The sequence below is a fragment of the Sphingomonas beigongshangi genome, assembly GCF_016820445.1.
Classification (GTDB): Bacteria; Pseudomonadota; Alphaproteobacteria; order Sphingomonadales; family Sphingomonadaceae; genus Sphingomonas; species Sphingomonas beigongshangi.
In genome coordinates, this window is record NZ_JADHDT010000002.1 from 239,640 (window position 1) to 265,425 (window position 25,786).

Genomic DNA, 25,786 nt, shown 5'->3' on the forward strand with positions numbered 1-25,786 from the left:
TCGCCGCCCTCGTCTTCCGCACCATGTTCCGGCATGACGCGCCGTTGAAGGAAGGGACCGTTCGATGGACTGGCTGCAGGCGCATTACCCCTGGATCGTCGCGATCCATGTCATCCTGGTGATCTTCTGGATGGCGGGCATGTTCATGCTGCCGCGCTATCTGGTCTACCATCAGGAGGCGCTGGTCGCCGGCCGCGATGCGGAGGCGGCATTGTGGCGGGAGCGCGAGGGAAAGCTGCGCGGTATCATCCTGACGCCCGCCATGGTCGGCGTATGGCTGCTGGGCGTGACCCTGGCGACCGTCAGCCAGCAATGGGGGGCTGGATGGCTGCACGCCAAGCTGCTGCTCGTCCTGATCCTGTCGGGCTATCACGGCTGGGCGGTCGGCTACGCGAAGCGGCTGGGACGGGGCGAGATGCGGCTGAGCGGCAAGACACTGCGCATGGTCAACGAGGTTCCCGCGCTGCTCGGCATCGCCATCGTCATACTTGCCTTCGTGAAGCCGTTCTGACCGCGACGCGCGGTCCTGGGGGGCAATACGAAGGGAGCGGGACAGCGTAGCGCGGTCGCGCCTCCCGGCCTCGATGTGGGCAGGGGCCCCTTGCCGGTCGCGCCACCCGGATCGTCTGTTCCACGCTTGACGCAGCCAGCGCCGGCGCTTACCTCCTGACGGGCGTGCGGAGCGGCGTCCTGCCGGTCCTTCGCGCCTCCTCCCTCCAGCTTCGGCACAGTTCGCGGTTCCTTCGCCCCGCCAAGCTTTCTCCCCCCGCATCCGCATCCGGAAAAACCTTCCATGCATCTCAAAGACTTGAAGAAAAAGACGCCCGCCGAACTGGTCAGCATGGCCGAGGAGCTTGGGGTCGAGAGCGCCTCGACGCTGCGCAAGCAGGACCTGCTTTTCGCGATCCTGAAGGTTCAGGCGGAAAACGGCGACCAGATCATGGGTCTCGGCACGATCGAGGTCCTGCCCGACGGCTTCGGCTTCCTGCGGTCGCCCGAGGCGAATTATCTCGCCGGGCCGGACGATATCTACGTTTCCCCCAATCAGGTCCGCAAATGGGGTCTGCGCACCGGTGACACGGTGGAAGGCGAGATCCGCGCGCCCAAGGACGGCGAGCGCTATTTCGCGATCACCCGCCTCACCAGCGTCAACTTCGATGATCCCGATGCGGTTCGCCACCGCGTCAATTTCGACAATCTGACGCCGCTCTATCCGGAATCGAAGCTGCGGCTCGATCCCGCCGATCCGACGCAGAAGGACAAGTCGGCGCGCGTCATCGACATCGTCTCGCCGCAGGGCAAGGGTCAGCGCACGCTGATCGTCGCGCCGCCCCGCGTCGGCAAGACGGTGATGCTGCAGAACATCGCCAAGGCGATCACCGACAATCATCCCGAGGTGTTCCTGCTCGTCCTGCTGATCGACGAGCGTCCGGAAGAAGTCACCGACATGCAGCGCAGCGTGAAGGGCGAGGTCGTCTCCTCGACCTTTGACGAGCCGGCGCAACGCCACGTCGCGGTCGCGGAGATGGTGATCGAAAAGGCGAAGCGCCTCGTCGAGCATAAGAAGGACGTCGTGATCCTGCTCGACTCGATCACGCGTCTCGGCCGTGCCTACAACACCGTCGTGCCTTCGTCGGGCAAGGTGCTGACCGGCGGTGTCGACGCCAATGCCCTCCAGCGGCCGAAGCGGTTCTTCGGTGCGGCGCGCAATATCGAGGAAGGCGGTTCTCTGTCGATCATCGCCACGGCGCTCATCGACACCGGCAGCCGCATGGACGAGGTGATCTTCGAGGAATTCAAGGGCACCGGCAATTCCGAGATCGTGCTCGACCGCAAGGTTGCCGACAAGCGCGTCTTCCCGGCGCTGGACGTGGGCAAGAGCGGCACCCGCAAGGAAGAGCTGCTCGTCGACAAGGACAAGCTGTCGAAGCAGTGGGTGCTGCGCCGCATTCTGATGCAGATGGGCACGATCGACGCGATGGAGTTCCTGCTCGACAAGATGAAGAACTCCAAGACCAACGAGGATTTCTTCGACAGCATGAACCAATAGCCGGTCGCGGCTGGCGGGGGCATCGTATCCCGCCCGCCGCGTCGACGATGTGGAACCCGAGCGGCGCGCGAAGGCTTGATGGCTTTCGCGCGCCGCTTCGTTCATGGAAATCTCATCACAACCGGGGAGCCGTACCTTTGTCCGTCATCGCCATGCTGAGCGCCGCCGCCGCGGCCGGCGCAGGATCGCCTGCCGAGATCTGGCAGCATATCGTCAACGACTTCTCGAACATCACCTCGCCTGCCGCGCTGACCGCATTCCTGCAGGTGCTGATGATCGACGTGGTCCTTGCGGGCGACAATGCGATCGTCGTCGGGGCACTTGCGGCAGGGCTGCCCGCCGACCAGCGCAAGAAGGTCATCCTGATCGGCATCATCGCAGCCCTGGTGCTGCGCATCGCCTTTGCCCTGGTCGTCAGTTGGTTGCTCGGGCTGATCGGGCTGATCTTTGCGGGCGGAATCCTGCTGCTATGGGTTGCCTGGAAGATGTGGCGGGAAATCCGCCATGACAGCGGCGCGCAGGAGATCGATGGCGAGGGGGCGGCGGTGCGTCCCGCCAAGACGTTCATCGGTGCGGCCTGGGCCGTCGCGGTGGCCGACGTGTCGATGAGCCTCGACAACGTCCTCGCCGTTGCCGGGGCCGCGCGCGAGCATCCGGGCATCCTCATCATCGGCCTGCTGCTGTCGGTGGCGCTGATGGGCATCGCCGCGAACCTCATCGCCCGCTATATCGAGCGCTATCGCTGGATCGCCTATGTCGGCTTGCTCGTGATCCTCTATGTCGCCGGCAAGATGATCTACGAGGGTGTCGTCGATCCGCAGGTCGGACTGGCGACATTGTTCTGAAGTAGGGAAGGGGGGCGATAAGCCCCCCTTTCTGTGTCAGCCGAGATGTTCGGCGAAGAAGGCGGCGGTGCGATCGTCCGCCAGCTTGGCCGATGCGTCGGAGCGACGTTGGCCGAATTCCGTCGCGAAGCCGTGGTCCTCGCCGGGGTAGTCGTACAGCGTCACCTTCGGGTGATCATCCAACCCCTCGTGCATGCGCTTCTGCGCATCCTTGTCGACGAAATGGTCCTCCTCCGGCACATGCAACAGGACGGGATTGGCAATCGCATGCTTCTCGCCGAGCAGGCCGTCGATGCCGACCCCGTAATAGCCGACCGACGCATCGACATCGGTACGTGCGGCGGTCATGAAGGCGAGGCGGCCGCCCAGGCAATAGCCTACGGCGCCTACCTTGCCGCCGTGGGGCAACATCGTGCGGGCAGTGCGGATCGTCGCCTCGATGTCGCGGATCCCTGCGTCCTGATCGAACTTCCCCATCAGTTCGAGCGCCTGCTGCATCTCGTTCGGAACATCGGGGTCGAGCTCAACGCCTGGCGCGAAACGCCAGAACAATTCGGGGGCAATGGCGAGGTAGCCGGCCTCGGCCAGCGTGTCCGCCTTGCGACGGATCCCTGCGTTGATGCCGAAGATTTCCTGGATCACGATGATTGCGGCCTTCGGCGCCCCTTCGGGTTGGGCGACATAGGCGGGAAACTGGCCGTCGTTATCGAGTGTATCGATGGTGATGGTCTTCGTCATGGAGGTCCTCTCGCAAGCCGGGTCCGGCTGGGCTATGTCAAACGCGACAGGGCTGCAACGGGATGCATGCGATGAAGGTGACGGTGGACGTGGATCTGACCCCGGAAGAGGCGCGCCGCGCGATGGGATTGCCCGATCTTACACCCGTCCACGATCGCTATGTCGCCTCGCTACTCGAGGCGATGAACGGCCAGGTCAGGCCGGAGCTGCTCGAGAATATGATGAAGAGCTGGGCGCCCATGGGTGAGGCGGGCATGACGATGTGGCGGCAGCTGTTCGAGCAAGTCGGGAGCGGCACCAAGAAGGGCTGAGCGTTGACAATCTTCGCATTGTCGAGCGGGGCGCCGCCGGCGGGTATCGCGGTAATCCGGATCAGCGGCGCCGAGGCATTCGCCGCGGTAATGCGTCTGGCGGGATCATTGCCCGCCGCCCGGGAGGCGCGCGTACGTGCGCTGCGTGACGATGACGGCAATCTGCTCGACCGAGCGTTGGTCGTCTGCTTCCCAGGCCCGCAGAGTGCGACCGGCGAGGATCTTGCCGAATTGCACTGTCATGGCGGTCGCGCCGTCGTCGCGGCCTTGCTCACGGCGCTGGGCCGGATCGATGGCCTGCGCCCGGCCGAGGCCGGGGAGTTCACGCGGCGCGCGCTCGGCAATGGCCGTATCGATCTTGCGGAAGCCCGGGGTCTCGCCGATCTGCTGTCCGCAGATACGGAACGTCAGCGGGTCGTGGCTTTGCGCGCGGCCGAGGGGATCGTCAGTCAATTGGTCAACGGATGGCTCGATCGGCTCGCCATGTTGGCCGCGATGGTCGAGGCGCAACTGGACTTCGCGGATGAGGGCGATGTCGCGGTCGAAGCCGATCCGTTGATCCGCGTGCGCGACGCGATGGCGGCGTTGGCCCGGGAACTCGCCGCGGTACTTTCGGAACCGCCGGTGGAACGGCTTCGCGACGGCATTCATGTCGTTCTGGCCGGCCCACCGAACAGTGGCAAATCGACGCTGATCAACCTGCTCAGCCAGCGCGAGGTGGCCATCGTCAGTCCGATTGCCGGGACCACGCGCGATCGCATCGAAGTGCAGGTCGTCCGCGCGGGCTTGGCTTTCGTCCTGACGGACACGGCCGGCCTGACCGCAACGGACGATCCCATCGAGAAGATCGGTGTGGGACTGGCAGGATCTGCGATTGATGGCGCCGACATATTGGTCTGGCTGGGTGATGATGTGCCGCCCCGCACCGATGCGATCTGGCTGCACAGCCGTGCGGACGAGAGGGGGCGTGAAGCGGTTCCGGAGCACCGTATCCTGGCGGTGTCGCGGGACGATCGCGCGAGCATCGCCGCTTTGTGGGACCTCATCGCCGATCGAGCAGAGCGGCTGGTGCCCAGGAGCGACATGGCTGCGCTACGCGCGGATGAACGCAATGCCGTATCGGTCGCGATGGCGGCCATCGCAGAGCCGCCGTTAGACGCGCTTCTCATTGCGGAGGACCTCCGGGTTGCGACGCGTGCGCTTGGTACGATCCTCGGTATCGATGCCACCGAGGCAATGCTCGACTCACTGTTCCGACGGTTTTGCATTGGTAAGTGATGTTCCACGTGGAACAGTTTTGACCTCGGCCGCGGCGTAACCTAGGCGTCGGTCATGTTCGATGTGATCGTGGTCGGCGGCGGACATGCCGGGACCGAGGCAGCCGCTGCCGCCGCGCGGCGAGGCGCGCGTACCGCCCTTGTCAGTTTCGATGCCACGATGGTTGGCGCCATGTCCTGCAACCCTGCGATAGGGGGGTTGGGCAAGGGGCATATCGTCCGCGAAGTCGACGCGTTTGACGGGCTTATCGCCCGGGCGGCGGATGCCGCCGCAATCCACTATCGCATGCTCAACCGCAGCAAGGGAGCGGCCGTACAGGGACCGAGGGTCCAGGCAGATCGAAGGCTGTACAGTCGCGCGATACAAACCATGCTCGCCGCATTCCCCGCATTGCAGATCGTCGAGGGCGACGTCGAAGCGCTCCTGATCGAGCACGGTCGGGCGGCAGGTGTGGAGCTATCTGACGGAGGCCGGATACCGGGCCGGACCGTCGTCCTCGCTACCGGTACCTTCCTCGGCGCCAAGATGTTTCGCGGCGAGGAGCGGGAAGAGGGCGGTCGCCTTGGCGAACGACCCGCGAAGCGGCTTGCTGACCAGTTGCGATCCCTCGGCTTGCCGATGGAACGGTTGAAGACCGGAACCCCGCCCCGCCTCGACGGGAGGACGATCGATTGGGCGCGATTGGAGGAGCAGAGGTCGGACGCCGAGCCATGGACAATGTCTTCGATGACGACGGGCCGGCTCAATCCGCAGGTTGCGTGTGCGGTCACGCGTACCAACGCCGCGACGCACGATGCCATACGCGCCGGCCTCGACCGATCGCCGTTGTTCGGCGGCGCGATCGAGGGGCAGGGGCCGCGCTATTGTCCGTCGATCGAGGACAAGATCCACCGTTTCGGCGATCGGGACGGGCATCAGATTTTCCTGGAGCCTGAGGGCCTTGATGATGCGACCGTTTATCCCAACGGCCTTTCCACATCGCTGCCGGTCGATGTACAGACGACGCTGATCGCGACCATTCCGGGCCTGGAGCGGACCCGTATCACGGTTCCTGGCTATGCCGTGGAATATGACTATCTCGACCCGCGCAGCCTCGATCCGCGATTGGCATTGCGCGCGATACCAGGCGTCTATTGCGCCGGCCAGATCAACGGCACCACCGGATACGAAGAGGCCGCGGGGCAGGGGCTGATCGCCGGACTGAATGCCGCCGCCGACGCCTGCGACCGGCAACCGTGCGTGCTCGACCGCGCGACGAGCTACATCGGCGTCATGATCGACGACCTCGTCCTCCAGGGGGTGACGGAACCCTATCGCATGCTGACCGCACGCGCGGAATATCGTCTGTCGTTGCGCGCCGACAACGCGGAGACACGGCTGGGTGCGATCGCATCGTCCCTCGATTGCCTGGGTGACGCGAGGATCGCCCATCGGGAGGCGCGGGAGAGTGCACGCGCGCGCGTCCGCGCCGAACTCGCCACCTCGTTCACCGCCACGGCGCTGGCGAATGCTGGTGTGACCGTTGCCCAGGACGGCAGTCGCCGCAGCCTGTTCGAGTGGATGCGCCTGCCCGGTGTCGCCCTCGACGCGTTCCTGCCGACCCTATCCGATATCGCGCCGCTCGACGTGATCAACGAGCTGGTCGAAGACGCGCGCTATGCGCCCTATCTTGAGCGGCAGGCGGAGGAGATCGCGCGGATGCGCCGGGATGAACACGTGGCGCTGCCGCCGTCGCTCGACTATGCGTCGATCCCTGGCCTGTCCAACGAGATGGTGGATCGGTTGCGGCTGGCGCGGCCCGAGACGCTGGGCGCGGCGGGTAGGGTGCGCGGGATCACACCGGCTGCCCTGTCTGCGATCTACTTGCACGCGCAGAGGATGGCGGCGTGACCGAGGACGAAGCACGGACATGGATCGCCACCCGTTTCGGTGACGCGAAGACGGATCTGGTGGCGCGATTCCTCGATCGCGTGAGACTAGAAAATGCGCAGCAGAACCTGATCGCGCCATCGACGATCGATACGATCTGGGTGCGCCATGCATTGGACTCGGCGCAACTGATCGAGCTGGTGGGGAAGCCGTTCACCTCGTGGCTCGATATCGGAACGGGCGGTGGATTCCCCGGGGTCGTCGTCGCCATCCTTAGCGACGCCAAAGTGACGATGGTGGAGCCCCGTCGGCGGCGTGTCGAATTTCTCCAGCAGTGCGTCGACACGCTGGGTATCGCGGGGGGACGGATCCTCCAGGCCAAGGTCGAACAGGTCGACGGCCGGTTCGATGTCATCAGTGCGCGCGCGGTCGCGTCTGTCGAAAAGCTTTTGCATGCGGCCGAGCATTGCGCCACAGCGGGGACGCGTTGGATCCTGCCGCGCGGGCGATTGGAGGCGGATCACCTCGCGGCGTTGCGGCAGAATCGTCACTGGATGTTTCACGTGAAACAAAGCCTGACCGACGCGGGATCGTCGATCGTGGTGGGAGAGCGAAGAGCGTGACGGTCATAGCGGTCGCTAATCAGAAGGGCGGGGTCGGCAAGACGACCAGTGCGATCAACCTCGGGACGGCGCTTGCGGCAACCGGAAAGCGCGTGCTGTTGATCGATCTGGATTCCCAGGGAAATGCCTCCACCGGACTGGGGATCGGCCAGTCGCAGCGCGCCCGCTCCAGCTATCACGTCCTGGTCGGCGAGGCCGAGGTCGGCGATGCGGTGGTAGCGACGCGCGTGCCGCGGCTCGACCTCGTCCCGGCGACCGTCGACCTGTCCGGCGCAGAGATCGAGCTGGTCGAGTTCGATGCGCGTACGCATCGGCTCGACCATGCTCTGCGGCGTGCCAGCAATGCGTGGGACATCGTGCTGATCGATTGCCCGCCCTCCCTTGGTCTTCTGACGATCAACGCGATGGTTGCGGCCGACAAGCTGCTCGTGCCGCTACAATGCGAGTTCTTCGCGCTCGAAGGCCTGTCGCAATTGCTGACGACGGTCGAACGCATCCGCGAGCGGTTCAACCCCGGCCTCGCCATCCTGGGGGTCGCGCTCACCATGTACGACCGTCGCAACAGGCTGACCGAACAGGTTGCCGCCGATGTCCGCGCGGTGTTGGGGCGGGTCGTGTTCGACACCGTCATTCCGCGTAACGTCCGCCTTTCGGAGGCGCCGAGCCACGGACTGCCCGCGTTGATCTACGATCATCGCTGCTCCGGATCGCAGGCCTATATCGACCTTGCGCGCGAGCTGATCGCGCGTCTGCCGCAACAGGCGGTCGCGGCATGAGCGAGCAGGGAAAGCGGCAACGACCGGCAGGGTTGGGAAGGGGCCTTTCCGCCCTGTTGGGCGAAATGGCGAGCGAGGCGCCAATCTCGCGCGATGGCACGGCGCCGGTACCGTCAGGGGTACGCATGCTGCCGGTGAGCGCGCTGTCGCCGCATCCGGACCAGCCGCGTCGTCATTTCGATGAGGCGGCCCTCGATGAACTGGCGGCTTCGATCTCCGCCCGCGGATTGATCCAGCCCATCGTCGTGCGCCCGCATGGGCACGATTATCAGATCGTCGCGGGCGAGCGACGGTGGCGCGCGGCGCAGCGGGCGCGGTTGCACGAAGTGCCCGTCGTCGTCCGCGAATTCGACGACGCGCAAACGCTCGAGATCGCGCTGATCGAGAACATCCAGCGGCAGGATCTCAATGCGATAGAAGAAGCGCAAGCTTATCAAAGGCTCGCGGGAGAATACGGCCATACGCAGGAGGCGCTGGCCAAAATCGTGCACAAGTCGCGTAGCCACGTCGCCAATCTGCTGCGGTTGCTCGAATTGCCGGATCCGGTCCAGGCGCGTGTCACCGATGGATCGCTATCGATGGGACATGCGCGCGCGCTGCTGGGATCGCGCGATGTCGAAGGACTTGCCGAGCAGGTCATAGCCCGTGGCCTCTCGGTCCGGGAGACGGAGAAGCTCGCAAAGGGGGCCAAGCCCGAGCGCGCGGGCGGCAGGCCTGCGACGCGCGTCGCCGCGCCGGAACCCGATGCGGACATCGCCGCGCTGGAACGGCAGCTGTCCGACCTTCTCGGTCTCGGAGTGCGCGTCGCGTTCGGCGAGAAGGGCGGTACGCTGACGCTCAGCTATTCGACGCTCGACCAGCTCGACATGATCTGCCAGCGATTGACGGGCGACACGATCTGAACCCTGGCGTTTGATCCACGTACGTGGAAGCGGTACCCGCCCGCACCCATATCCGGCCGCCTACGCAGCCTGTCGTGAAAGACCATCCGGGGGTGGGTGAGGACCGGTACCGCGCTGATCCAGCCTCGCTGGATCGCACACTAGCCGCGGCGCTCGACGCCGCGGGTGAGTTCGGTCATGGCATGGTCCGCGACCACGCTGCCCGCATTGCCGCTCGCCATCACCGCGCGCTCGGCGTGGCGGACGCGCATCAACGCGGTCGCCAACATCGCGGGCGTCCAGCGGCGCAAGGCCTGCGCGGTCGCCGCCTCCTCGCGGAAGAATATCCGGTGACGCTTGAAGACGCTGTCCTGCGTAGCGCCGCCGTCGATGTCCGCCCGCATCTCGGCCAGGGTCATCAGCCGACGCGCGAGCAGACGCAGCCATGGTATCGGCGACGTGCCCGCCTCGTTGAGGCGGACGAGTTCGGCGCCGAGGACGGCGGTCCGCCCGGCCACGATCGCCTCGATCACGCTCCCCATCTCGGCTTCCCCGAGGTCGGCGCCGATCGCATCGAGCGCGGCCTCATCCGCATCCCTCGGGCGATCGGGCGCCGCATCGAGGAACAGCGCAAGCTTGTCGATTTCCTTGGCAAGGATGGCGCGATCCCCGGCGCAGGCGGCGGCAAGCCGATGCGTCACCGCGCCATGCGGCCGCATGCCAGCGTCGCGTAGCAGCGTCGCCGCCAGCTTCTCCAGATCGGCGGCGCTGGGTTCGTAGCAGGCGAATGCCATGGCCCGGGGACTGTCGATCGCCAGTTTGACGATCTTCGCCGTCGACTTGACCGTCGGCGCGAGGGCAACCACCGGGTTGCCGGCATGATCGGCGTTCAACAGGGCCGACAGGGCGTCGAGGCTTTCCTCTCCGACCGACGCTATCCGGATATGGCGGGCGCCACCGAACAGCGACAAGGCGGCGGCCTCGTCGACGAGCCGGGCCGGGTCGCCCTTCAGCATCGCCCCGTCCAGATCGATCCGTTCCGCATCCGGGCCCATCGCATGCGCCAGTCGGCCGGCGAGTTCGGCCGCCGCCGATGCATCCGGTCCATGCAGCAGAAACAGACGCATGTCCGGAGACGGACGTTCCATCGCGGCGCGGATATCGCGCGCATTGGCCTTCACGGGCGCGCCAGCCGCATCAGCGCGCCGGCTGACGGCGCCGGGCGTACAACGCTAGCTTCGCGACGATCTGGTCGGCGACGATGCCCGACAACCGTTCCAGCGCGGTATTTTCGGCGGCGATGGTCGCATATTCCGACGACGCGATGACATCGATGCCGGCGTCCGACCCGGCCGTCGCGTCGAGCATCACCGCGCCATCGCTGAGATCGACGAGCTGATACCGTGCCCGGAGCGTCCGTCGCTCGCGGGTCACGCTGTCGTCACGCCGTACGCCAAGGCCCGCGATCGAATCGTCGAGCTTGACGTCAAGGCGGTAGCGCGGAGTGCCCGAGGCGGCGAGCCGGTCCCGCAGCGCGTTTGCCATCAGCCAGCCGGATTTGCCCTGGATCGGCGAAACGTCGACCGCCGCCAGCGTCTGAGCGACGCTGCCACCGGCACCCCCCGCATAGAGCGGATGCAGGCCGCAGGCGGTGAGCGGCGCCAGCAGCAGCAGGGGAAGGATGAGCCGAGTCATCATGCGACGATGTTCACCAGCCGGCCCGGAACGACGATCACCTTCTTGGGGGCCTTGCCCTCGAGGGTGCGGACGATCTTGTCGGAGGCAAGGGCGGCTGCCTCGACGTCCTCCTTCGCCATGGTCTTCGGAAGGGTCAGCGTGTCGCGCAGCTTGCCGTTGACCTGCACCGCGATCGTCATCTCATCCTCTATGAGAAGCGCCGCATCCACCTCTGGCCAGGATGCGTCGGCGATCAGGCCATCGAAGCCGTTCTCCGCCCCCTTCTTCGCCCACGCCTCCTCGGCGATATGCGGTACCATCGGGGCGACCAGCAGCATCAGCCCATGGATCGCGTTGCTGCGCGATGGCGACGGGGCGGCCTTCTCGATGGCGCTGGTCAGTTCGTACAATTTGGCGACGGCCTTGTTGAAGGCCAGCGCTTCGATGTCTGCGCCGACGCCCTGGATCGTCTGATGAAGCTTGCGGTCGAGCGCGGGGTCGCCGCCTTCACCGGGTTCTGCCGGATCGGCGTCGAACAAGCGCCAAAGCCGCTGGACGAACCGCCACGACCCCTCGATGCCCGCTTCCGACCAGGGCAGGTCCCGCTCCGGCGGCGAATCCGACAGCATGAACCAACGCGTCGCGTCCGCGCCATATTGGTCGACGATCGGTTCGGGATCGACGGTGTTCTTCTTGGACTTGGACATCTTCTCGACGCGGCCGACCTGAATCGGCTGACCGGTCGCGATTTCGATGCCGTTTTCGACCTCCGCCGGGGAGAGCCAGCGACCGTCGGAGGATTTATAGGTCTCGTGCGTCACCATGCCCTGCGTGAACAGGCCGGTGAACGGCTCCGCGATATCGAGCATGCCGATATGCCGGAGCGCGCGGGTCCAGAACCGCGCGTAGAGCAGGTGGAGAATCGCATGCTCGACGCCGCCGATATACTGGCCGACGGGTAGCCAGCTTTCCGCCACCGCCCGGTCGAAGGGTTTGTCGTCGGGCTGGCTGGCGAAGCGGATGAAGTACCAGCTGGAATCGGCGAACGTGTCGAGCGTGTCGGTTTCGCGCAGCGCTTCGCCGCCGCAGGACGGGCAGGGGACGTGCTTCCACGTCGGATGCCGGTCGAGCGGATTGCCGGGAACGTCGAACGTCACATCTTCCGGCAGGCGGACGGGCAGCTGCTCCTTGGGGACCGGCACGGCGCCGCAGGCGGCGCAATGGATGATCGGGATCGGCGTACCCCAGTAACGCTGGCGGCTGACGCCCCAGTCGCGCAGGCGATAGACGGTCGATCCCTTGCCCCAGCCGTCCTCTTCGGCGCGGCGTATCACCGCGCGCTTGGCATCCTCGATGTCCATGCCGTCGAGGAACCGCGAATTCACGATCGTGCCCGGCCCGGTATAGGCTTCGTCGCCGTCGAAGGCCGGATCCGTCCGCTCGCCCTCGGACACCACGCGGCGTACGGGCAGCGCGTATTTACGCGCGAAATCGAGGTCGCGCTGGTCATGGGCCGGCACACCGAAGACGGCGCCGGTTCCATAGTCCATCAGCACGAAATTCGCGATGAAGACGGGCAGACGCCAATCGGGGTCGAGCGGATGCGCGGCGGTCAGACCGGTGTCGAAGCCGAGCTTTTCCTGCGTCTCGAGCTCCGCGGCGGTGGTGCCGCCCTGTTTGCAGCGCTCGATGAACGCCGCCACGTCGGGCCGATCAGCCAGAGCCTGTGCGATCGGGTGATCGGCCGCGACCGCGACGAAGCTTGCACCGAAGATCGTGTCCGGGCGGGTCGAGAAGACCTCGACGGATTCGCCGTTCGACAGGTCGAAGCGGAATTGCAGGCCCTGGCTCTTGCCGATCCAGTTCTCCTGCATCAGCTTGACCTTGTCCGGCCAGTCCTTGAGATCGCCAAGCCCCTCGATCAGCTCGTCGGCGAAGTCCGTGATCTTGAGGAACCACTGGCTCAGCTTGCGCTTCTCGACCAGTGCGCCGGATCGCCAGCCGCGCCCGTCGATCACTTGCTCGTTGGCGAGCACGGTCATGTCGACCGGATCCCAGTTGACCGCGGATTCCTTGCGATAGACGAGTCCGTTCGCGAACATGTCGAGGAACAGCGCCTGCTCGTGCCCGTAATACTCGGGCTCGCACGTCGCCAGTTCGCGCGTCCAGTCCAGCGCGAAGCCGAGCCGCTTGAGCTGCGCCTTCATCGTCGCGATATTGGCGCGGGTCCAGGTGCCCGGATGCACGCCCTTCTCCATGGCGGCATTCTCGGCAGGCATGCCGAATGCGTCCCAGCCCATCGGGTGCAGCACTTCATAGCCGCGCATGCGACGATAGCGGGCCAGTACGTCGCCCATCGTATAGTTGCGGACATGCCCCATGTGGATGCGCCCCGACGGATAGGGGAACATCTCCAGCACATAGCTCTGCGGCTTGCCGCTATCGTCCTTCGCCGCGAACGTGCGACGGTCGTCCCAGATCGCCTGCCAGGCGGCGTCCGCCTTCAGTGCGTTGAAGCGTGATGCCACGTGGGCTGAACTCCATTCATGTTTTCGGCTGCGCTTCATGCGGTGCCGGGCGGCGTCCGGGAAACAACGCCGCGCGCTGCTCGCCCGATCCTGGCCCCGGCATCGCCTCCGGCCTCAGCCGGCGATAGACGCACGGCGCAGGTCCCGCGCCTTGGTCAGGATGATATCCTCGAGCTTCTGGGTCGTCGCGGCGGCGACCGGCGCGGATACCCACTGACCGCCGCGATTGACCTCGCGCAGCGCCGCGACACGTACCGCGTCCGCGCGCAGATCCTGGTCGAGGATGGACACGGTGACCTTCATCCGCTCGGTCGGCACCTGCGGATTCACGTACCAGTCGGTGACGATGACACCGCCGTTCGAGTCGGTCTGCACCAGAGGCATGAACGACAGGGTATCGAGGCTGGCGCGCCACAGGTAGGAATTGACGCCGATCGTCGTAACTTTCGACGCGGCGAGATCGGCCTGGGCCGTGCCGCTGCGGCCGCCGCATGCGGCAAGCGGCAGTGCGACGACGGCGACCATGAGGGCGGTGCGCAACGGGCGGATCATGGGCGGGTAGTCCTTGGTCGAGAAATCCCTTTCATCCCTACAGGCGCGCCGATGCGCCCGCAAGAAGCCGTGCCGATGAGACAACCTGTGTGTCTGATGCAACAGTCGGACAAAATGATGCGGCCGTGACACGGTTGGGCATGTTGGCGTGCGGCCGAATCGTGGTAGGCGCGTTGCTGCGGGATTCTGATGGGGTTCGACTCGTGAGCACGAAGCGTGCGATGGCTGCATTGATGGCGGGGGCGCTTGTCGTCACCGGCATCGCTGTCGCACCCGCATTCGGTGCCGCGGAGAAGGCGCAGGGCGTGCGCCGTATCGCCGCCCCGCTCCGCTTTTCCGGTGCCTTCACGCCGGCAGCCGCCGATCCGCGCCTTGCGGCCGTGATGGCACGTGCCGGTCTCGACGACACGGCGTTCCGGTTCACGCCGGCGGAATCGACGCAGGACAAGCGCGCGATCACCGTGGCCGTGCGCGCGCGCTCGAACCGCGTCGCGCTCGCCGCCGCCGATGCCAGCCGCGCCGGCCTGGCCAAGCCTGCCACCCTGGGCATCCAGCCGAGCGCGTACAGCCTCGGCGCGTCCGTGGCGTGGAAGCGCTTCTCGCTGTCCGGCGACGTATCGCACTTGGACATGGGCCCGCAGCCGGGTAGCCGCGAGACGACCGACGTCGCGCTGACCTACAAGGCCGGCCGCGCGAGCAGCAGACTGACCGCGACCACCGATCGTCCGCTGGCGGGAACGAGCAAGCTCGTCGAGGAGGCACCGAGCTATTCGGTCGATCTGTCGAGTTCCTACTCGCTGACGCGGCATATCGATCTGACTGCGGGCATGCGCTATCGGTCGGATCGCGAGCGGCTGGCGCGGCTGGGCGACGACGATCATCGCGACAGCCAGTCGGTATACGTGGGCACGGCCTTCCGCTTCTAAGCGGATCTGAGGCGCTTTCGCCTTTGGCGTCCAACTGCCGGCGCCACATGCGGCTGGGGTTCGCGCTGTCCAAATCCTCCGCAAATCGTGCTCGTCGCGGAAAATCGCATGTTCGCGGCCACCCGATCTTCCTGACCAGCCAGACGCCGACCGCGGCCTTGGCTGGCACGGCATGACGGATGACCGCAACCGGCAAACGCCTGCCACGCCAGGGCCGTTCGCAGCGCTGATCGAGCCATGTATGATCCAATCAGGGGACGGGCGCGCCCACGTTGGGCAAGGTGGCATTCTCCGCGCGCGGCATCTTCCCAAAAAGGGTACGGTCGCCGGGGCCGAAGGCGAATTTCCACAGGATCAGCAGATAGGTCCCCGCGATCGCGGGTTCGCCGAACAGAAGCTCTGCCCATTCGAGCCGATGCGGCAGCATGGTGAATGCGGTGCCCACGACGATCGCCGCGACGGCAGCACCCGCGAGCGTCCAGCGCCACGGCGACACGGGCGCCCCGAGGATGCGGCCCAGCAGCCGCGCCTTGATCAGCGACGTCATGCCGACGCTCAGCATCAGGGCGAGCGCGGGGCCGGCGGCCTGCCATGTCTCGGGCCAGCCTAGGCGGCGGGCGGCCACGATGAAGCCGATGCTGAGCAGGATCTGCACGCCCAGCATCGCGGTGGATATCATCAGATTGCGATGACGCGCGGTATAGACCAGCGCCGATTCGCACACCGCGCCGGTGGAGGCGAGCACTTCCGCGGCGAGCAGAAAGCCCAAGGCATAGCTGCCCGCCACGAACTGCGGCCCGACGACGCCCATCACCGCTTCGCCGGGGATCGAACCCATCAACGCCAGGCAGCCTTGCGCCGCCATGATCCAGAAGGCGACCTGCCGCACCTGGTTGGCGATGGCGGCGCGATCGCCGATCGCCAGGCTTTGCGTGATGACGGGCCCCAGGATGGGGTCGAAGCTCGTCTTGAGCTTCTGCGGCAAGCTCGCGACCTGCTGGGCCATGTAATAGATACCGACCACCTTGGGTTCGAACGCCATGCCCAGGATGAAGCGATCCACATTGCGGCTTCCCCATTCCAGCGCGTCCGCACCGGCAAGCGGGGCGTTGGCGCGGGCCAGCGCGAACAAGGCGCCCGGACGCGGCGACCAGTCGTGCGGCAGGCCATAGCTGCGCAGGAACGGCACGATGCTGGCGATCAGCGCCGCGGTCATCGAAGCGACATAGGAAAGGACGAGCCCGTCCTTGATCGTGACGAAGGAGAAGGCCCAGGCGGCGATCGAGATCGTCCACGGTTCCACCACCGCACGCGCCGTGACGGCGGCCTTGACGTCATGACGATAGGCGAGCGCGGCGAGGCTGACGTCGGACCAGGCGACCGCGACGATGATGCAGGGCAGGAATCGGTCGAGCCCCGTGACCTGCGTGTTGGCGTACATCACCTCGGGAAAGGCGATCAGCACCGCGCTTGCGGCGATCGATGCGAGGAAGGCGACCGCCAGAGCGTCCCAGACGACGTCGACGTGCGACCGATCGTCCGCCGAGGACAGCGCCTGCGCCAGTCCGCGCTTGAGGCCCAGCGTCGCGAGCAGGGCGGCAAGTTCGACCACCACCACCGCAAGGGCGAACCGGCCGACGAGATCGGCGCCGTAGAGGCGGCCCGCGATGAACAGGAACGGGATGCGTGCGGCAAGACGCAGGATGAACCCCGCGATATTGGTGCGCCCGCCCTTGGCCAGCGCGTCGATATCCTGATTCTTGGACATCATCGGCGAAGGACCGTCGGAACGCAGGGGGCAAAGCCGTCCGTAAGGGCGATCAATGCGCGGCTCCCCAGCTGGGACCGACGCCGATCTCGATCCCCAGCGGTACGCTGAGCCGGATCGCCGGCTCCGCGGCCGTCGCCATGACGTGTTCGATCACCGGCTTGGCACGTGCGACATCGCCTTCCGGCAGCTCGAAGACGAGTTCGTCATGCACCTGCAGCAGCATGCGCACCTGCGAGAGGCCGGCTTCGGCAAGCGCCGGCTCCATCCGCACCATCGCGCGCTTGATGATGTCCGCGCTCGTTCCCTGGATCGGAGCGTTGATCGCGGCGCGTTCCGCGCCCTGCCGCTCGTGCTGCACCTTGCTGCGGATGCGGGGGAAATGGGTCTTCCGGCCGAACAAGGTTTCCGTGAAACCGCGCTCGCGCACCTGCGTCAGCGTCTCGGCGATATATCGGTTGATGCCGGGAAAACGATCGAAATAGCGGTCGATCATCGCCTGCGCCTCGTCGGCGCCGATGTCGAGGCGGCCGGCGAGGCCCCAGCGGCTGATGCCATAGAGGATCGCGAAGTTGATCGTCTTGGCGCTGGCGCGCGTATCGCGCGTCACTTCGCCGAAAAGCTCCTGCGCGGTCAGGCTGTGGATGTCGTCGCCACGGGCGAAGGCCTCGCGCAGCTGCGGCACGTCCGCCATATGCGCCGCCAGCCGCAACTCGATCTGCGAATAGTCGGCGGCGAGGATGACGTTGCCCGGCTCGGCGACGAAGGCGTCGCGGATCTGCCGCCCGACCTCGGTGCGGATCGGAATGTTCTGCAGGTTCGGGTCGGTGGAGGAAAGACGTCCGGTCTGGGCGCCGGTCAGCGAATAGCTGGTGTGAACGCGGCCCGTCGTCGGATTGATCTGCTCCTGGAGCGTATCGGTATAGGTGTTCTTCAGCTTGGTGAGCTGACGCCACTCGAGCACCTTCGTCGCCATCGCCGCGCCAGGCGAATCCTTGTCCGCCGCCAGCCGCTCCAGCTCGGTGACGTCGGTCGAATAGACGCCGCTCTTGCCCTTGCGGCCGCCCTTCAGCCCCATGCGTTCGAACAACACGTCGCCCAGCTGCTTCGGGCTGCCGATCGTGAAGGGGCCGCCGGCGAGCGCGTGGACGGTTTCCTCCAGTGCGGCGATCTGCGTCGAGAACGTACCGGAGAGCTGCGCCAGCGTCTCACGATCGACCTTGATGCCGCGCTGCTCCATCCGCGCGATCACGGAGACGAGCGGGCGATCGACCATCTGGTAGATGCGCGTGCCACCCTCGACCGGCAGGCGCGCCGCGAACCGCCGCCAGAGACGCAAGGTGACGTCCGCATCCTCCGCGGCGTAACGCGTCGCGGCCTTCAGATCGACCTCGTGGAACCCCAGCGCCTTTTTGCCCGTGCCGACGACGTCCTTGTAGGCGATGCAGCTGTGCGACAGATGCGTCGCGGCAAGCTCGTCCATGGCGTGGCCGTGCAGCCCCGCGTCCAGGTCGAAGCTCATCACGATCGTGTCGTCATAGGGCGCGACCCCGATGCCGCGCCGGCCGAGCACGATCATGTCGTATTTGAGGTTGTGCCCGATCTTGAGAACGCTCGGGTCCTCGAGGAGCGGCTTCAGCTTCGCCAGCGCTTCCGTTATGTCCAGCTGCGGCGGCCGTTCGGCGAACATGTCGGTCCCCCCATGGGCAAGGGGCACGTAGCAGGCGAGATTGGGCGCGAGTGCCATCGACACCCCGACCAGCTCGGCAAGCATCGGGTCCTTGGCGGTCGTCTCGGTATCGATCGCGACCCAGCCCTGATGGCGCGCGACCTGTATCCACCGGTCGAGCGCCGCGACGTCGACGACCGTCTCATAGCCGTCGTGGTTGCAGGCGGGCTCCTCGTCGTCGAACGCGACGTCGGTGGCCGATTCGGGCACCGGCGCATCCGCGACCTCTCCCAGTCGCGTCAGGAGGGAGCGGAAACCGTGATGCTCCAGGAACGCCCGCAACGGTGCGTCCGGAATGCCGTCCGCCAGCGACAATTCCTCCAGCGGCTGCGGCAGCGGCACGTCGCACGCCAGTTCGACCAGCTTGCGGCTCAGCCGCGCCGCCTCGGCATGGTCGATGAGATTCTCGCGCAGCTTGCCCTTCTTCATGCCGTCCGCCGCGGCGAGCACGCCCTCGACGTCGCCATGCTCCAGGATGAGCTTTGCCGCCGTCTTGGGGCCGACGCCGGGCACGCCGGGCACGTTGTCGACGCTGTCGCCCATCAACGCCAGCACGTCGCCGAGCTTCTCCGGCCCGACACCGAATTTCTCGACCACCGCCTCCGGCCCGAGACGACGGTTGTTCATCGTGTCGAGCATGTCGACCGACGGATCGGTCATCAATTGCATCAGGTCCTTGTCGGAACTGACGATCGTCACCTGCCAGCCCTGCGCCAGCGCCGCCTTGGTATAGCTCGCGATCAGGTCGTCCGCCTCCCAGCCCTGTTCCTCGATACAGGGAAGCGAGAAGGCGCGCGTCGCGTCGCGGATCATCGGGAACTGGGGAACCAGATCCTCCGGCGGCGGCGGACGATGCGCCTTGTACTGGTCGTAGAGTTCGTTGCGGAACGTCTGGCTCGACTTGTCGAGGATGACCGCCATGTGCGTGGGGCCGTCCGCCTTGTGCAGATCGTCGGCGAGCTTCCACAGCATCGTCGTATAGCCATAGACGGCGCCTACCGGCTCGCCATGCTTGTTGGTGAGCGGCGGCAGCCGGTGATAGGCACGGAAGATATAGCCCGAGCCGTCGACGAGATAGAGATGGGGCATCGCCCCTGCCGCTTAGCGGATCGCGGGAAGGGGGCCAATCCATCTCGACGCCGGCCGTACCGAAGTCGCGGGACTGTGGCCTTCGTGTCGCTGTCGGCGACCCTGGATGTGCGGGGCGCGGCGTGGTGACTAGGCGACCGGATTCCGATCCCCTTGCGGGGACGCGGTGCCGCGCCGATCCAGCCTCGCCGGACTGCACACGGGAGAGGACCGCGTCGACTGGCGTCCCCATCCGCGCCTAGCGCCCCGCGCCGCCTTGTCGACGCGGGCTTCGTCAGCGACAGCGACCGTCAGCGGCGCGATCCCTCCGCATAGTCCGCCACGGCGGCGGCGACGCCCGCGATCAGCTGCTGCCGTTCGCGGATCGGTCGGCGGCTGTCGCCGATCATGACCGCGATCGCATAGCGGCGCCCGTCGGGTGCGGTGAGCAGGCCGACATCGTTGAAGCCGGCGTTGCGGCTGCCGAGATCCTGCCCCGTCCCGGTCTTGTGTGCGATCTTCCAACCCGCCGGCAGCGCCGAGCGCAGCCGGGCGCGGCCGGTGATCGAAGCCCCCATCGTATCGAGCAGGATGCGGGTCGAGGTCTCGGTGAACAACTCCCCCCGCGCAAGGCGCGCGAGCGCGTCCGCGATCGCGAGCGGCGCCGCGCCGTCGGGCGGATCGTTGACATAGGCGTCGAGCGCTGCGGCACGAACTTCGGGCGCGAGGCGCGAGCGCGCGAGTTCGAAGCCGTTGCCCTTCGACATCGTCGCCTGGTTCCAGGTCAGGCCCGCCGTCTTCGCTTGAAGCAGACGTTCGCCCGGACCGAAACGGATGTCGCCGAGCTGCTTGCGCTCGATCATCGCGCGGACGGCGGCGGGGCCGCCGACATAGGTGAGCAGCCGGTCGTTGGCGGTGTTGTCGCTCATCGTCAGCGCGCGTTTGAGCAATTCGCCGACCGTGGTGTGATAGCCATCGCCCTTCACCAGCATCGCGATCGGCTGATGGAAGAGCGTCAGGTCCTCGGTTCTGACGACGATCGGGTCGTCCAGACGTGCCTTGCCCTGGTCGCGCAGGTCGAGCAGCGTCATCGCCACCCACAATTTGCTCACCGATTGCTGGGGCATGCGCGTGCGCGCGCCGGGCGAGGCGACGGTCCAGCCCTCGTCCACGCCGCGAATGGCAATCCCGAACTTGCCGTCGAAACCGTCGGCAAGCCGCTGGATCGCCTGGCTCAGCTGCGCTGGCGCAACGCGGCGGGCAGGGGGGGCGGCGGCGGGAATCGGGATCGATATCTCCGCCGGCGGCGTCGTCACCGGAGCCCGGGTGCTGCCCGCCGGATGCGATGTCGAACCGCAAGCCGCGGCGAGCGAAAGGAGAAGGAGAGGAGCCGACCGGCCAAACGCATACATACGGATATTGAATGGCCCCATCGCGAGAGCGGTAGCCCGATCCATATCCGCCAGATCATCGCGCGAAACCGGCGACGGCGCACGGTGCGACGAGCCGCCGCTGCGGCGCGGCGAACCGCAGGAAGCGACCAACCGCCGCCGCACGGCGCAACCATGGCGTCAGGCACCCGTTCTCCGGCGATTACCACCGTTTTCGCAAGGAGATGCCCCGTGGCCGAGATGACCAGCGACTTTTTCGTCGAGCGCCTGAAGGCCTGGGGCGTCACGCGTATCTACGGCTATTCCGGCGATGGCATCAACGGCGTGCTCGGCGCGTTGCAGCGCGCCGAGCGCAAGGGCGAAGGCATCGAGTTCGTCCAGGTGCGGCACGAGGAGATGGCCGCATTCATGGCGAGCGCGCATGCCAAGTTCACCGGCGAGATCGGCGTCTGCCTGTCGACCGGCGGGCCAGGCGCGACGCACCTGCTGACCGGCCTGTACGACGCCAAGCTGGATCATGCCCCGGTCTTCGCGATCGCCGGGCAGGCAGAGACGACGGTCCGCGGCGCCAGCTACCAGCAGGAGCTCAACCTCGACCGCATTTTCGCGGACGTCGCCGATCATGTGCAGGAGGTGACGGCACCCGCGCAGGTGCGCCATGTCACCGACCGGTCGATCCGCAGTGCCCTGGCGCGCAACGGCGTCGGCGTCGTCGTGCTGCCCAAGGACGTGCAGGACGAGCCGTACAGCGATCCCAAGGTCGCGCACGGCTTCACCCGATCCGGACCCGGCTACGTCCGGCCGCGCATCGTGCCGCAACCCTCCGAGCTGCGCCGTGCTGCCGACATCCTCAACGCCGGCAAGCGCGTCGCCGTCCTGATCGGCGCGGGCGCTCGAGATGCCGCGGACGAGGTGGAACGCATCGCCGGCCTGCTCGGCGCGGGCGTCGCCAAGGCGTTGCTCGGCAAGGACGTGCTCAGCGACGAATTGCCCTTTGTCACGGGGGCGATCGGCCTTCTCGGTACCAAGCCGTCCTGGGACATGATGCAGGACTGCGACACGCTGTTGATGATCGGCACCGGTTTTCCCTGGGCCGAATTCCTGCCACCCGACGGACAGGTGCGCTGCGTGCAGATCGATGTCGACGCCGGCATGCTGTCGCTGCGCTATCCGGCGGACGTGCCGCTGCACGGCGGCGCGAAGGAGACGCTCGAAGCGCTGATCCCGCTGGTCGAGGCGAAGGGTGATCGCAGCTGGCTGACCGGGATCGAGGCGAATGTCGCGACATGGTGGCAGACATTGGAGGAGCGTGCGCATGCCGCGGCGAATCCGGTCAATCCGCAGCGGGTGGTGTGGGAGATGTCGCCACGCCTGCCCGCGAACGCGATCGTGACGTCGGACTCGGGCAGCTGCGCCAATTGGTATGCGCGTGATTTCAAGGTGAAGCGCGGCCAGCGGTCGTCGCTGTCGGGCGGACTTGCGTCGATGGGCGCGGCGGTTCCCTATGCCATTGCGGCGAAGTTCGCCTATCCGGAACGGCCGGTCGTCGCGCTGGTCGGCGACGGCGCGATGCAGATGAACAATCTCGCCGAGATGATCACCGTCCAGAAATACTGGCAGCGCTGGTCCGATCCGCGCTTCGTCGTCTGCGTGTTCAACAACCAGGATCTGAACGAGGTGACGTGGGAACAGCGCGTGATGGAGGGCAACCCCCGTTTCGAGACGACGCAGGACCTGCCCGACGTGCCTTATGCCAGATTCGCCGAGATGATCGGGCTCAGGGGCATATTCGTCGACGATCCGGACGACCTGGCCGCGGCCTGGGATGCGGCACTGGCGTCCGATCGTCCAGTGGTGCTGGAAGTGAAGACCGACCCTAATGTCGCGCCGCTGCCGCCGCACGTGACGCTGGCGCAGGCAAAGGCCTTCATGACGTCGATGGCGAAGGGTGACCGGGGCGCGGGACAGGTGATCGCCGACACCGCCCGCCAGCTGTTCAAGGAACTGACCGGCTGAGGGCTCAGATCAGCGCGAGCTCGGCGAGCTTGCCGACGAGCGCCGGGGGCAGGCCGGCCAGGCCCGTGGCGTCGCCGCCCAGGTCGGCGGGCGCATCGCCCGCTTCGAGGTATCGCCACCCCTGGTGCGCGCGCTTGGGCCGCGACTGGACGATGACCAGCGCCGGGTCGATGTGGATCGCCACGCGCCCGCCTTCCGCCTCGCCGAAGGCCAGGATCGGCGAGCGCGCGACGAGCTGGTGCTTGACGATCCAGAACAGCGATCCTTGCCCCGCGACCTCTTCGTGCCGCTTGGGCAGGTAGCGCGTCGTCAGGAAGACCGGACCATCCTTGGCGCGCAGGGCGAGGCGATCGGCGAGCTGGTCGACGCTGGTCGCGCCGAACGCCACTTTGGTGAGGTGCAGGGCCATGTGCTGCCCATGTGGGTCAGGGGCTTAGGAGTGGCAAGTCGGGCTGCGACCCGTGCGTCGAGAAGACCGGCAGCGATAGGACGGTCAGCCGCCGAGACCCCACAGTGTCGCAAGGCCGAGGAAGGAGAAAAAACCCATCACGTCGGTCGCCGTCGTCACGAACACCGCCGAGGACACGGCGGGGTCGACGTTGGCCTTGTCGAGGGCGACGGGCACGATCACGCCGACGAGTCCGGCGACGAGGCTGTTGATCATCATCGCGAGCGCGAAGACGATGGACAATTGCGCGTTGCCGAGGATCACGTAGCTACCGAGCGCGCCGACCAGGCCCAGCGCGACGCCGTTGCACAAGGCGATGCGGAACTCGCGCAGCAGCATGCGGACGGTGTTCGAACTGGTCAGCTGGTTGGTCGCCAGCGCCCGCACGACGACGGCGAGCGTCTGCGTGCCGGCATTGCCGCCGAGCGCGGAAACGATGGGCATGAGCGCAGCAAGCAGCGCGAAGCGGCCGATCTCGCCCTGGAAGAGGCCGACGACGGAAGCGGAGAGGATCGTCGCGCCGAGGTTGACGACCAGCCAGGCGACGCGGCTGCGCACGGTCAGCCGGATCGGCTCGTTGATGTCGCCCTCGCCCGCGCCGGACAGGCGCAGCGCGTCCTCGCCCGCCTCCTGCTGGATGATGTGGACGATGTCGTCGACCGTGATCATACCGACCAGCCGCTCGTCGTCGTCCACCACCGCAGCGGAGATCAGCGCGTATTTCTGGAAGCGCAGCGCGACCTCCTCCTGGTCCATGTCGACCGGGATCAGCGTCTGCTCGCGCTTCATCACGTCCGACATGGCGATGCCGCGGGGCGTGCGCAGGATCCACGACAGCTGGCAGGTCCCTACCGGGTGGTGGCCCGCATCGACCACGAAGATCTCCCAGAAATCGGTCGTGAGTTCCTCGTGGCTGCGCAGGAAGTCGATAACGTCGCCGACGGTCCAATGCTCGGGCACCGCGATCAGCTCGCGCTGCATCAGGCGGCCTGCGGATTCCTCGGGGTAGGACAGCGCCTCCTCGATCGCGGCGCGATCATCGGGGTCGAGCGCGCGCAGTACCGCGCGCTGCTCGTCCTCGTCCATGTCCTCGATGATCGCGACCGCGTCGTCGGTATCCAGCGCAGCGGCGATGTCCGCGACCTGATGCGGCTCCAGCGCATCGATCAGCGTCTCGCGGACATAGTCGTTCATTTCCGCAAAGACGTCGCCGTTCAGCTGGTCGGCGACGGCGCGGGCGAGGGGACCGCGATCGTCCTCGGGCACGATCTCGAACAGGTCGGCAAGATCGGCGGGATGGAGCGGCTCGACGAGGTCGCGCGCTTCCTCGTCATTATGGTCGCGGACCGCCTCGAGCACCGCATCGACGAATTCGGGGCGCAGGCGGTCGTCCTCGTCGAGCTCGGTCTCGCCGTCCTCGTCGATCACCTCGGGAAGTTCGTGCTCGCTCATCGCTACCTCCCTCCGGTTCGCGCGGGCCGGCCTTACCCGCAGCCTTTGCGATTTGCCAGCGGGACGAAGCGACACTACCTGCGCGCCAGCAACAAGAGGAGCCGATCATGGCCGACACCGAATATCAGACGCTGACGCTCACGCTCGACACCAACGACGGCGAGGGCGGCGACGTCACGATCCGCCTGCGTCCGGACTTGGCGCCGAGCCACGTCGCGCGCATCGCGGAACTGGCCAACGAGGGCTTCTACGACGGCGTCGTCTTTCATCGCGTCATCCCCGGCTTCATGGCGCAGGGCGGTGATCCGACCGGGACCGGCATGTCGGGTTCCGACAAGCCGAACCTGAAGCAGGAATTCTCGAAGGAGCCGCACGTGCGCGGCGTCTGCTCGATGGCGCGGACGATGGATCCGAACTCGGCGAATAGCCAGTTCTTCATCTGCTTCGACGACGCGCGCTTCCTCGACGGTCAATATACCGTCTGGGGCGAGGTGACCGACGGCATGGAGCTGGTCGACGCGCTGCCGAAGGGCGAGCCGCCCGCGAATCCCGGCAAGATCGTCAAGGCACGCGCGGCCTGACGCGGCCGGCGGACCGGTCGTCGCGCCGGTCCGCCACCGACGATGTCAGCTGGCCTTCAGGTTCGACGTGACGTTGCCGAAGGTCGTCTGAAGCTTGCCGCCGAGCCCCTTCATCGACGCGATCGCGGCAATGGCGATCAGCGCCGCGATGAGGCCGTATTCGATCGCAGTCGCGCCCTGCCGACTGCCGATCAACGCCCTGACAATTCGAATCATTGCACTTTCGCTCCCGTTTGCCGGGGGGCATGTGCGGGCGAATTCTTGACGCTGCGTTAAGCC

23 protein-coding genes are annotated in these 25,786 nt (G+C 66.6%); 12 read left to right on the top strand and 11 right to left on the bottom strand.

What is annotated here, in order from left to right:
* Positions 1-64: 64 nt before the first annotated feature.
* The 3 genes from IQ292_RS04360 to IQ292_RS04370 all read left to right on the top strand — a co-directional run bounded on the left by IQ292_RS04360 (position 65) and on the right by IQ292_RS04370 (position 2,895).
* Positions 65-511, top strand: a complete 447-nt coding sequence (locus IQ292_RS04360) for a CopD family protein (RefSeq protein WP_203309093.1) — start codon at positions 65-67, stop codon at positions 509-511.
* Positions 512-793: 282 nt separating this feature from the next.
* Positions 794-2,050, top strand: a complete 1,257-nt coding sequence (gene rho, locus IQ292_RS04365) for a transcription termination factor Rho (RefSeq protein ID WP_203309094.1) — start codon at positions 794-796, stop codon at positions 2,048-2,050.
* Positions 2,051-2,202: 152 nt separating this feature from the next.
* Positions 2,203-2,895 carry a TerC family protein gene (locus IQ292_RS04370; protein WP_203309352.1) on the top strand — a complete coding sequence of 231 codons (693 nt, stop codon included), beginning with the start codon at positions 2,203-2,205 and terminating at the stop codon, positions 2,893-2,895.
* 36 nt (positions 2,896-2,931) lie between these two features.
* On the opposite strand, the gene IQ292_RS04375 is transcribed toward IQ292_RS04370, so the two are convergent.
* Complete coding sequence (locus IQ292_RS04375) at positions 2,932-3,633, bottom strand: dienelactone hydrolase family protein (protein ID WP_203309095.1); 702 nt, start codon at positions 3,631-3,633, stop codon at positions 2,932-2,934.
* A 71-nt stretch (positions 3,634-3,704) separates the two neighbouring features.
* Here IQ292_RS04375 and IQ292_RS04380 point away from each other — a divergent pair, with 71 nt between their 5' ends.
* From IQ292_RS04380 to IQ292_RS04405, 6 genes are read left to right on the top strand one after another with little or no spacing between them, the layout of a single operon-like run.
* Positions 3,705-3,944, top strand: coding sequence for a DUF6489 family protein (locus tag IQ292_RS04380; protein ID WP_203309096.1), 240 nt, complete (start codon positions 3,705-3,707; stop codon positions 3,942-3,944).
* 3 nt (positions 3,945-3,947) lie between these two features.
* A complete protein-coding gene (mnmE, locus tag IQ292_RS04385; RefSeq protein WP_203309097.1) occupies positions 3,948-5,222 on the top strand; it encodes a tRNA uridine-5-carboxymethylaminomethyl(34) synthesis GTPase MnmE in 1,275 nt (424 codons plus the stop codon).
* Positions 5,223-5,276: 54 nt separating this feature from the next.
* A complete protein-coding gene (gene mnmG, locus IQ292_RS04390; RefSeq protein ID WP_203309098.1) occupies positions 5,277-7,112 on the top strand; it encodes a tRNA uridine-5-carboxymethylaminomethyl(34) synthesis enzyme MnmG in 1,836 nt (611 codons plus the stop codon).
* Positions 7,109-7,714, top strand: a complete 606-nt coding sequence (rsmG, locus tag IQ292_RS04395; protein ID WP_203309099.1) for a 16S rRNA (guanine(527)-N(7))-methyltransferase RsmG — start codon at positions 7,109-7,111, stop codon at positions 7,712-7,714. Before mnmG ends, rsmG begins: the two co-directional genes overlap by 4 nt.
* On the top strand, positions 7,711-8,490 hold the full coding sequence (locus IQ292_RS04400; RefSeq protein WP_203309100.1) for an AAA family ATPase: 780 nt from the start codon (positions 7,711-7,713) through the stop codon (positions 8,488-8,490). Before rsmG ends, IQ292_RS04400 begins: the two co-directional genes overlap by 4 nt.
* Positions 8,487-9,392 carry a ParB/RepB/Spo0J family partition protein gene (locus tag IQ292_RS04405; protein WP_203309101.1) on the top strand — a complete coding sequence of 302 codons (906 nt, stop codon included), beginning with the start codon at positions 8,487-8,489 and terminating at the stop codon, positions 9,390-9,392. Before IQ292_RS04400 ends, IQ292_RS04405 begins: the two co-directional genes overlap by 4 nt.
* Positions 9,393-9,532: 140 nt before the next feature.
* Here the strand turns inward: IQ292_RS04405 and holA are convergent, their stop codons facing one another.
* From holA to IQ292_RS04425, 4 genes are all read right to left on the bottom strand, one after another.
* Entirely contained in the window at positions 9,533-10,552 is a 1,020-nt protein-coding gene (gene holA, locus IQ292_RS04410; RefSeq protein WP_203309102.1) for a DNA polymerase III subunit delta, read from the bottom strand.
* A gap of 16 nt (positions 10,553-10,568) precedes the next feature.
* Positions 10,569-11,069 carry an LPS assembly lipoprotein LptE gene (lptE, locus tag IQ292_RS04415; protein ID WP_203309103.1) on the bottom strand — a complete coding sequence of 167 codons (501 nt, stop codon included), beginning with the start codon at positions 11,067-11,069 and terminating at the stop codon, positions 10,569-10,571.
* Positions 11,066-13,576: a leucine--tRNA ligase gene (gene leuS / locus IQ292_RS04420; RefSeq protein ID WP_203309104.1), complete on the bottom strand. Its 2,511-nt coding sequence runs from the start codon at positions 13,574-13,576 to the stop codon at positions 11,066-11,068. Before leuS ends, lptE begins: the two co-directional genes overlap by 4 nt.
* A gap of 114 nt (positions 13,577-13,690) precedes the next feature.
* Entirely contained in the window at positions 13,691-14,128 is a 438-nt protein-coding gene (locus IQ292_RS04425; RefSeq protein ID WP_203309105.1) for a DUF3576 domain-containing protein, read from the bottom strand.
* A 203-nt stretch (positions 14,129-14,331) separates the two neighbouring features.
* Here IQ292_RS04425 and IQ292_RS04430 point away from each other — a divergent pair, with 203 nt between their 5' ends.
* Positions 14,332-15,054, top strand: coding sequence for a hypothetical protein (locus IQ292_RS04430; RefSeq protein ID WP_287980108.1), 723 nt, complete (start codon positions 14,332-14,334; stop codon positions 15,052-15,054).
* 250 nt (positions 15,055-15,304) lie between these two features.
* Here the strand turns inward: IQ292_RS04430 and IQ292_RS04435 are convergent, their stop codons facing one another.
* From IQ292_RS04435 to IQ292_RS04445, 3 genes are all read right to left on the bottom strand, one after another.
* Positions 15,305-16,822 carry a lipopolysaccharide biosynthesis protein gene (locus IQ292_RS04435; protein ID WP_203309354.1) on the bottom strand — a complete coding sequence of 506 codons (1,518 nt, stop codon included), beginning with the start codon at positions 16,820-16,822 and terminating at the stop codon, positions 15,305-15,307.
* A 52-nt stretch (positions 16,823-16,874) separates the two neighbouring features.
* Positions 16,875-19,640 carry a DNA polymerase I gene (gene polA / locus IQ292_RS04440; RefSeq protein WP_203309106.1) on the bottom strand — a complete coding sequence of 922 codons (2,766 nt, stop codon included), beginning with the start codon at positions 19,638-19,640 and terminating at the stop codon, positions 16,875-16,877.
* A gap of 290 nt (positions 19,641-19,930) precedes the next feature.
* On the bottom strand, positions 19,931-21,031 hold the full coding sequence (locus tag IQ292_RS04445) for a serine hydrolase (RefSeq protein ID WP_203309355.1): 1,101 nt from the start codon (positions 21,029-21,031) through the stop codon (positions 19,931-19,933).
* A gap of 219 nt (positions 21,032-21,250) precedes the next feature.
* Between IQ292_RS04445 and IQ292_RS04450 the strand changes: the two genes are divergently transcribed.
* Entirely contained in the window at positions 21,251-23,026 is a 1,776-nt protein-coding gene (locus IQ292_RS04450; protein ID WP_203309356.1) for a thiamine pyrophosphate-requiring protein, read from the top strand.
* A 4-nt stretch (positions 23,027-23,030) separates the two neighbouring features.
* Here the strand turns inward: IQ292_RS04450 and IQ292_RS04455 are convergent, their stop codons facing one another.
* Together IQ292_RS04455 and mgtE are read right to left on the bottom strand one after the other, a co-directional pair.
* A complete protein-coding gene (locus IQ292_RS04455; RefSeq protein ID WP_203309107.1) occupies positions 23,031-23,435 on the bottom strand; it encodes a DUF1489 family protein in 405 nt (134 codons plus the stop codon).
* A gap of 84 nt (positions 23,436-23,519) precedes the next feature.
* Positions 23,520-24,926 (bottom strand): magnesium transporter, encoded by a 1,407-nt coding sequence (gene mgtE, locus IQ292_RS04460; RefSeq protein ID WP_203309108.1) that lies wholly within the window; start codon positions 24,924-24,926, stop codon positions 23,520-23,522.
* A 107-nt stretch (positions 24,927-25,033) separates the two neighbouring features.
* Here mgtE and IQ292_RS04465 point away from each other — a divergent pair, with 107 nt between their 5' ends.
* The gene (locus tag IQ292_RS04465; protein ID WP_203309109.1) at positions 25,034-25,507 is read left to right on the top strand and encodes a peptidylprolyl isomerase; all 474 of its coding nucleotides are present in this window, start codon (positions 25,034-25,036) and stop codon (positions 25,505-25,507) included.
* Between the two features lie 45 nt (positions 25,508-25,552).
* Here the strand turns inward: IQ292_RS04465 and IQ292_RS04470 are convergent, their stop codons facing one another.
* Positions 25,553-25,723: a Flp family type IVb pilin gene (locus IQ292_RS04470; protein ID WP_238940794.1), complete on the bottom strand. Its 171-nt coding sequence runs from the start codon at positions 25,721-25,723 to the stop codon at positions 25,553-25,555.
* Positions 25,724-25,786: the final 63 nt, after the last annotated feature.

What these genes read in the sequence shown, in the direction of transcription:
- IQ292_RS04360 (WP_203309093.1), top strand. Translation starts at nt 65, where the DNA reads ATGGACTGGCTGCAGGCGCATTACCCCTGGATCGTCGCGATCCATGTC.
- rho (WP_203309094.1), top strand. Translation starts at nt 794, where the DNA reads ATGCATCTCAAAGACTTGAAGAAAAAGACGCCCGCCGAACTGGTCAGC.
- IQ292_RS04370 (WP_203309352.1), top strand. Translation starts at nt 2,203, where the DNA reads ATGCTGAGCGCCGCCGCCGCGGCCGGCGCAGGATCGCCTGCCGAGATC.
- IQ292_RS04375 (WP_203309095.1), bottom strand. Translation starts at nt 3,633, where the DNA reads ATGACGAAGACCATCACCATCGATACACTCGATAACGACGGCCAGTTT.
- IQ292_RS04380 (WP_203309096.1), top strand. Translation starts at nt 3,705, where the DNA reads ATGAAGGTGACGGTGGACGTGGATCTGACCCCGGAAGAGGCGCGCCGC.
- mnmG (WP_203309098.1), top strand. Translation starts at nt 5,277, where the DNA reads ATGTTCGATGTGATCGTGGTCGGCGGCGGACATGCCGGGACCGAGGCA.
- IQ292_RS04405 (WP_203309101.1), top strand. Translation starts at nt 8,487, where the DNA reads ATGAGCGAGCAGGGAAAGCGGCAACGACCGGCAGGGTTGGGAAGGGGC.
- lptE (WP_203309103.1), bottom strand. Translation starts at nt 11,069, where the DNA reads ATGATGACTCGGCTCATCCTTCCCCTGCTGCTGCTGGCGCCGCTCACC.
- IQ292_RS04425 (WP_203309105.1), bottom strand. Translation starts at nt 14,128, where the DNA reads ATGATCCGCCCGTTGCGCACCGCCCTCATGGTCGCCGTCGTCGCACTG.
- IQ292_RS04435 (WP_203309354.1), bottom strand. Translation starts at nt 16,822, where the DNA reads ATGTCCAAGAATCAGGATATCGACGCGCTGGCCAAGGGCGGGCGCACC.
- polA (WP_203309106.1), bottom strand. Translation starts at nt 19,640, where the DNA reads ATGCCCCATCTCTATCTCGTCGACGGCTCGGGCTATATCTTCCGTGCC.
- IQ292_RS04445 (WP_203309355.1), bottom strand. Translation starts at nt 21,031, where the DNA reads ATGTATGCGTTTGGCCGGTCGGCTCCTCTCCTTCTCCTTTCGCTCGCC.
- IQ292_RS04450 (WP_203309356.1), top strand. Translation starts at nt 21,251, where the DNA reads ATGACCAGCGACTTTTTCGTCGAGCGCCTGAAGGCCTGGGGCGTCACG.
- IQ292_RS04455 (WP_203309107.1), bottom strand. Translation starts at nt 23,435, where the DNA reads ATGGCCCTGCACCTCACCAAAGTGGCGTTCGGCGCGACCAGCGTCGAC.
- mgtE (WP_203309108.1), bottom strand. Translation starts at nt 24,926, where the DNA reads ATGAGCGAGCACGAACTTCCCGAGGTGATCGACGAGGACGGCGAGACC.
- IQ292_RS04465 (WP_203309109.1), top strand. Translation starts at nt 25,034, where the DNA reads ATGGCCGACACCGAATATCAGACGCTGACGCTCACGCTCGACACCAAC.
- IQ292_RS04470 (WP_238940794.1), bottom strand. Translation starts at nt 25,723, where the DNA reads ATGATTCGAATTGTCAGGGCGTTGATCGGCAGTCGGCAGGGCGCGACT.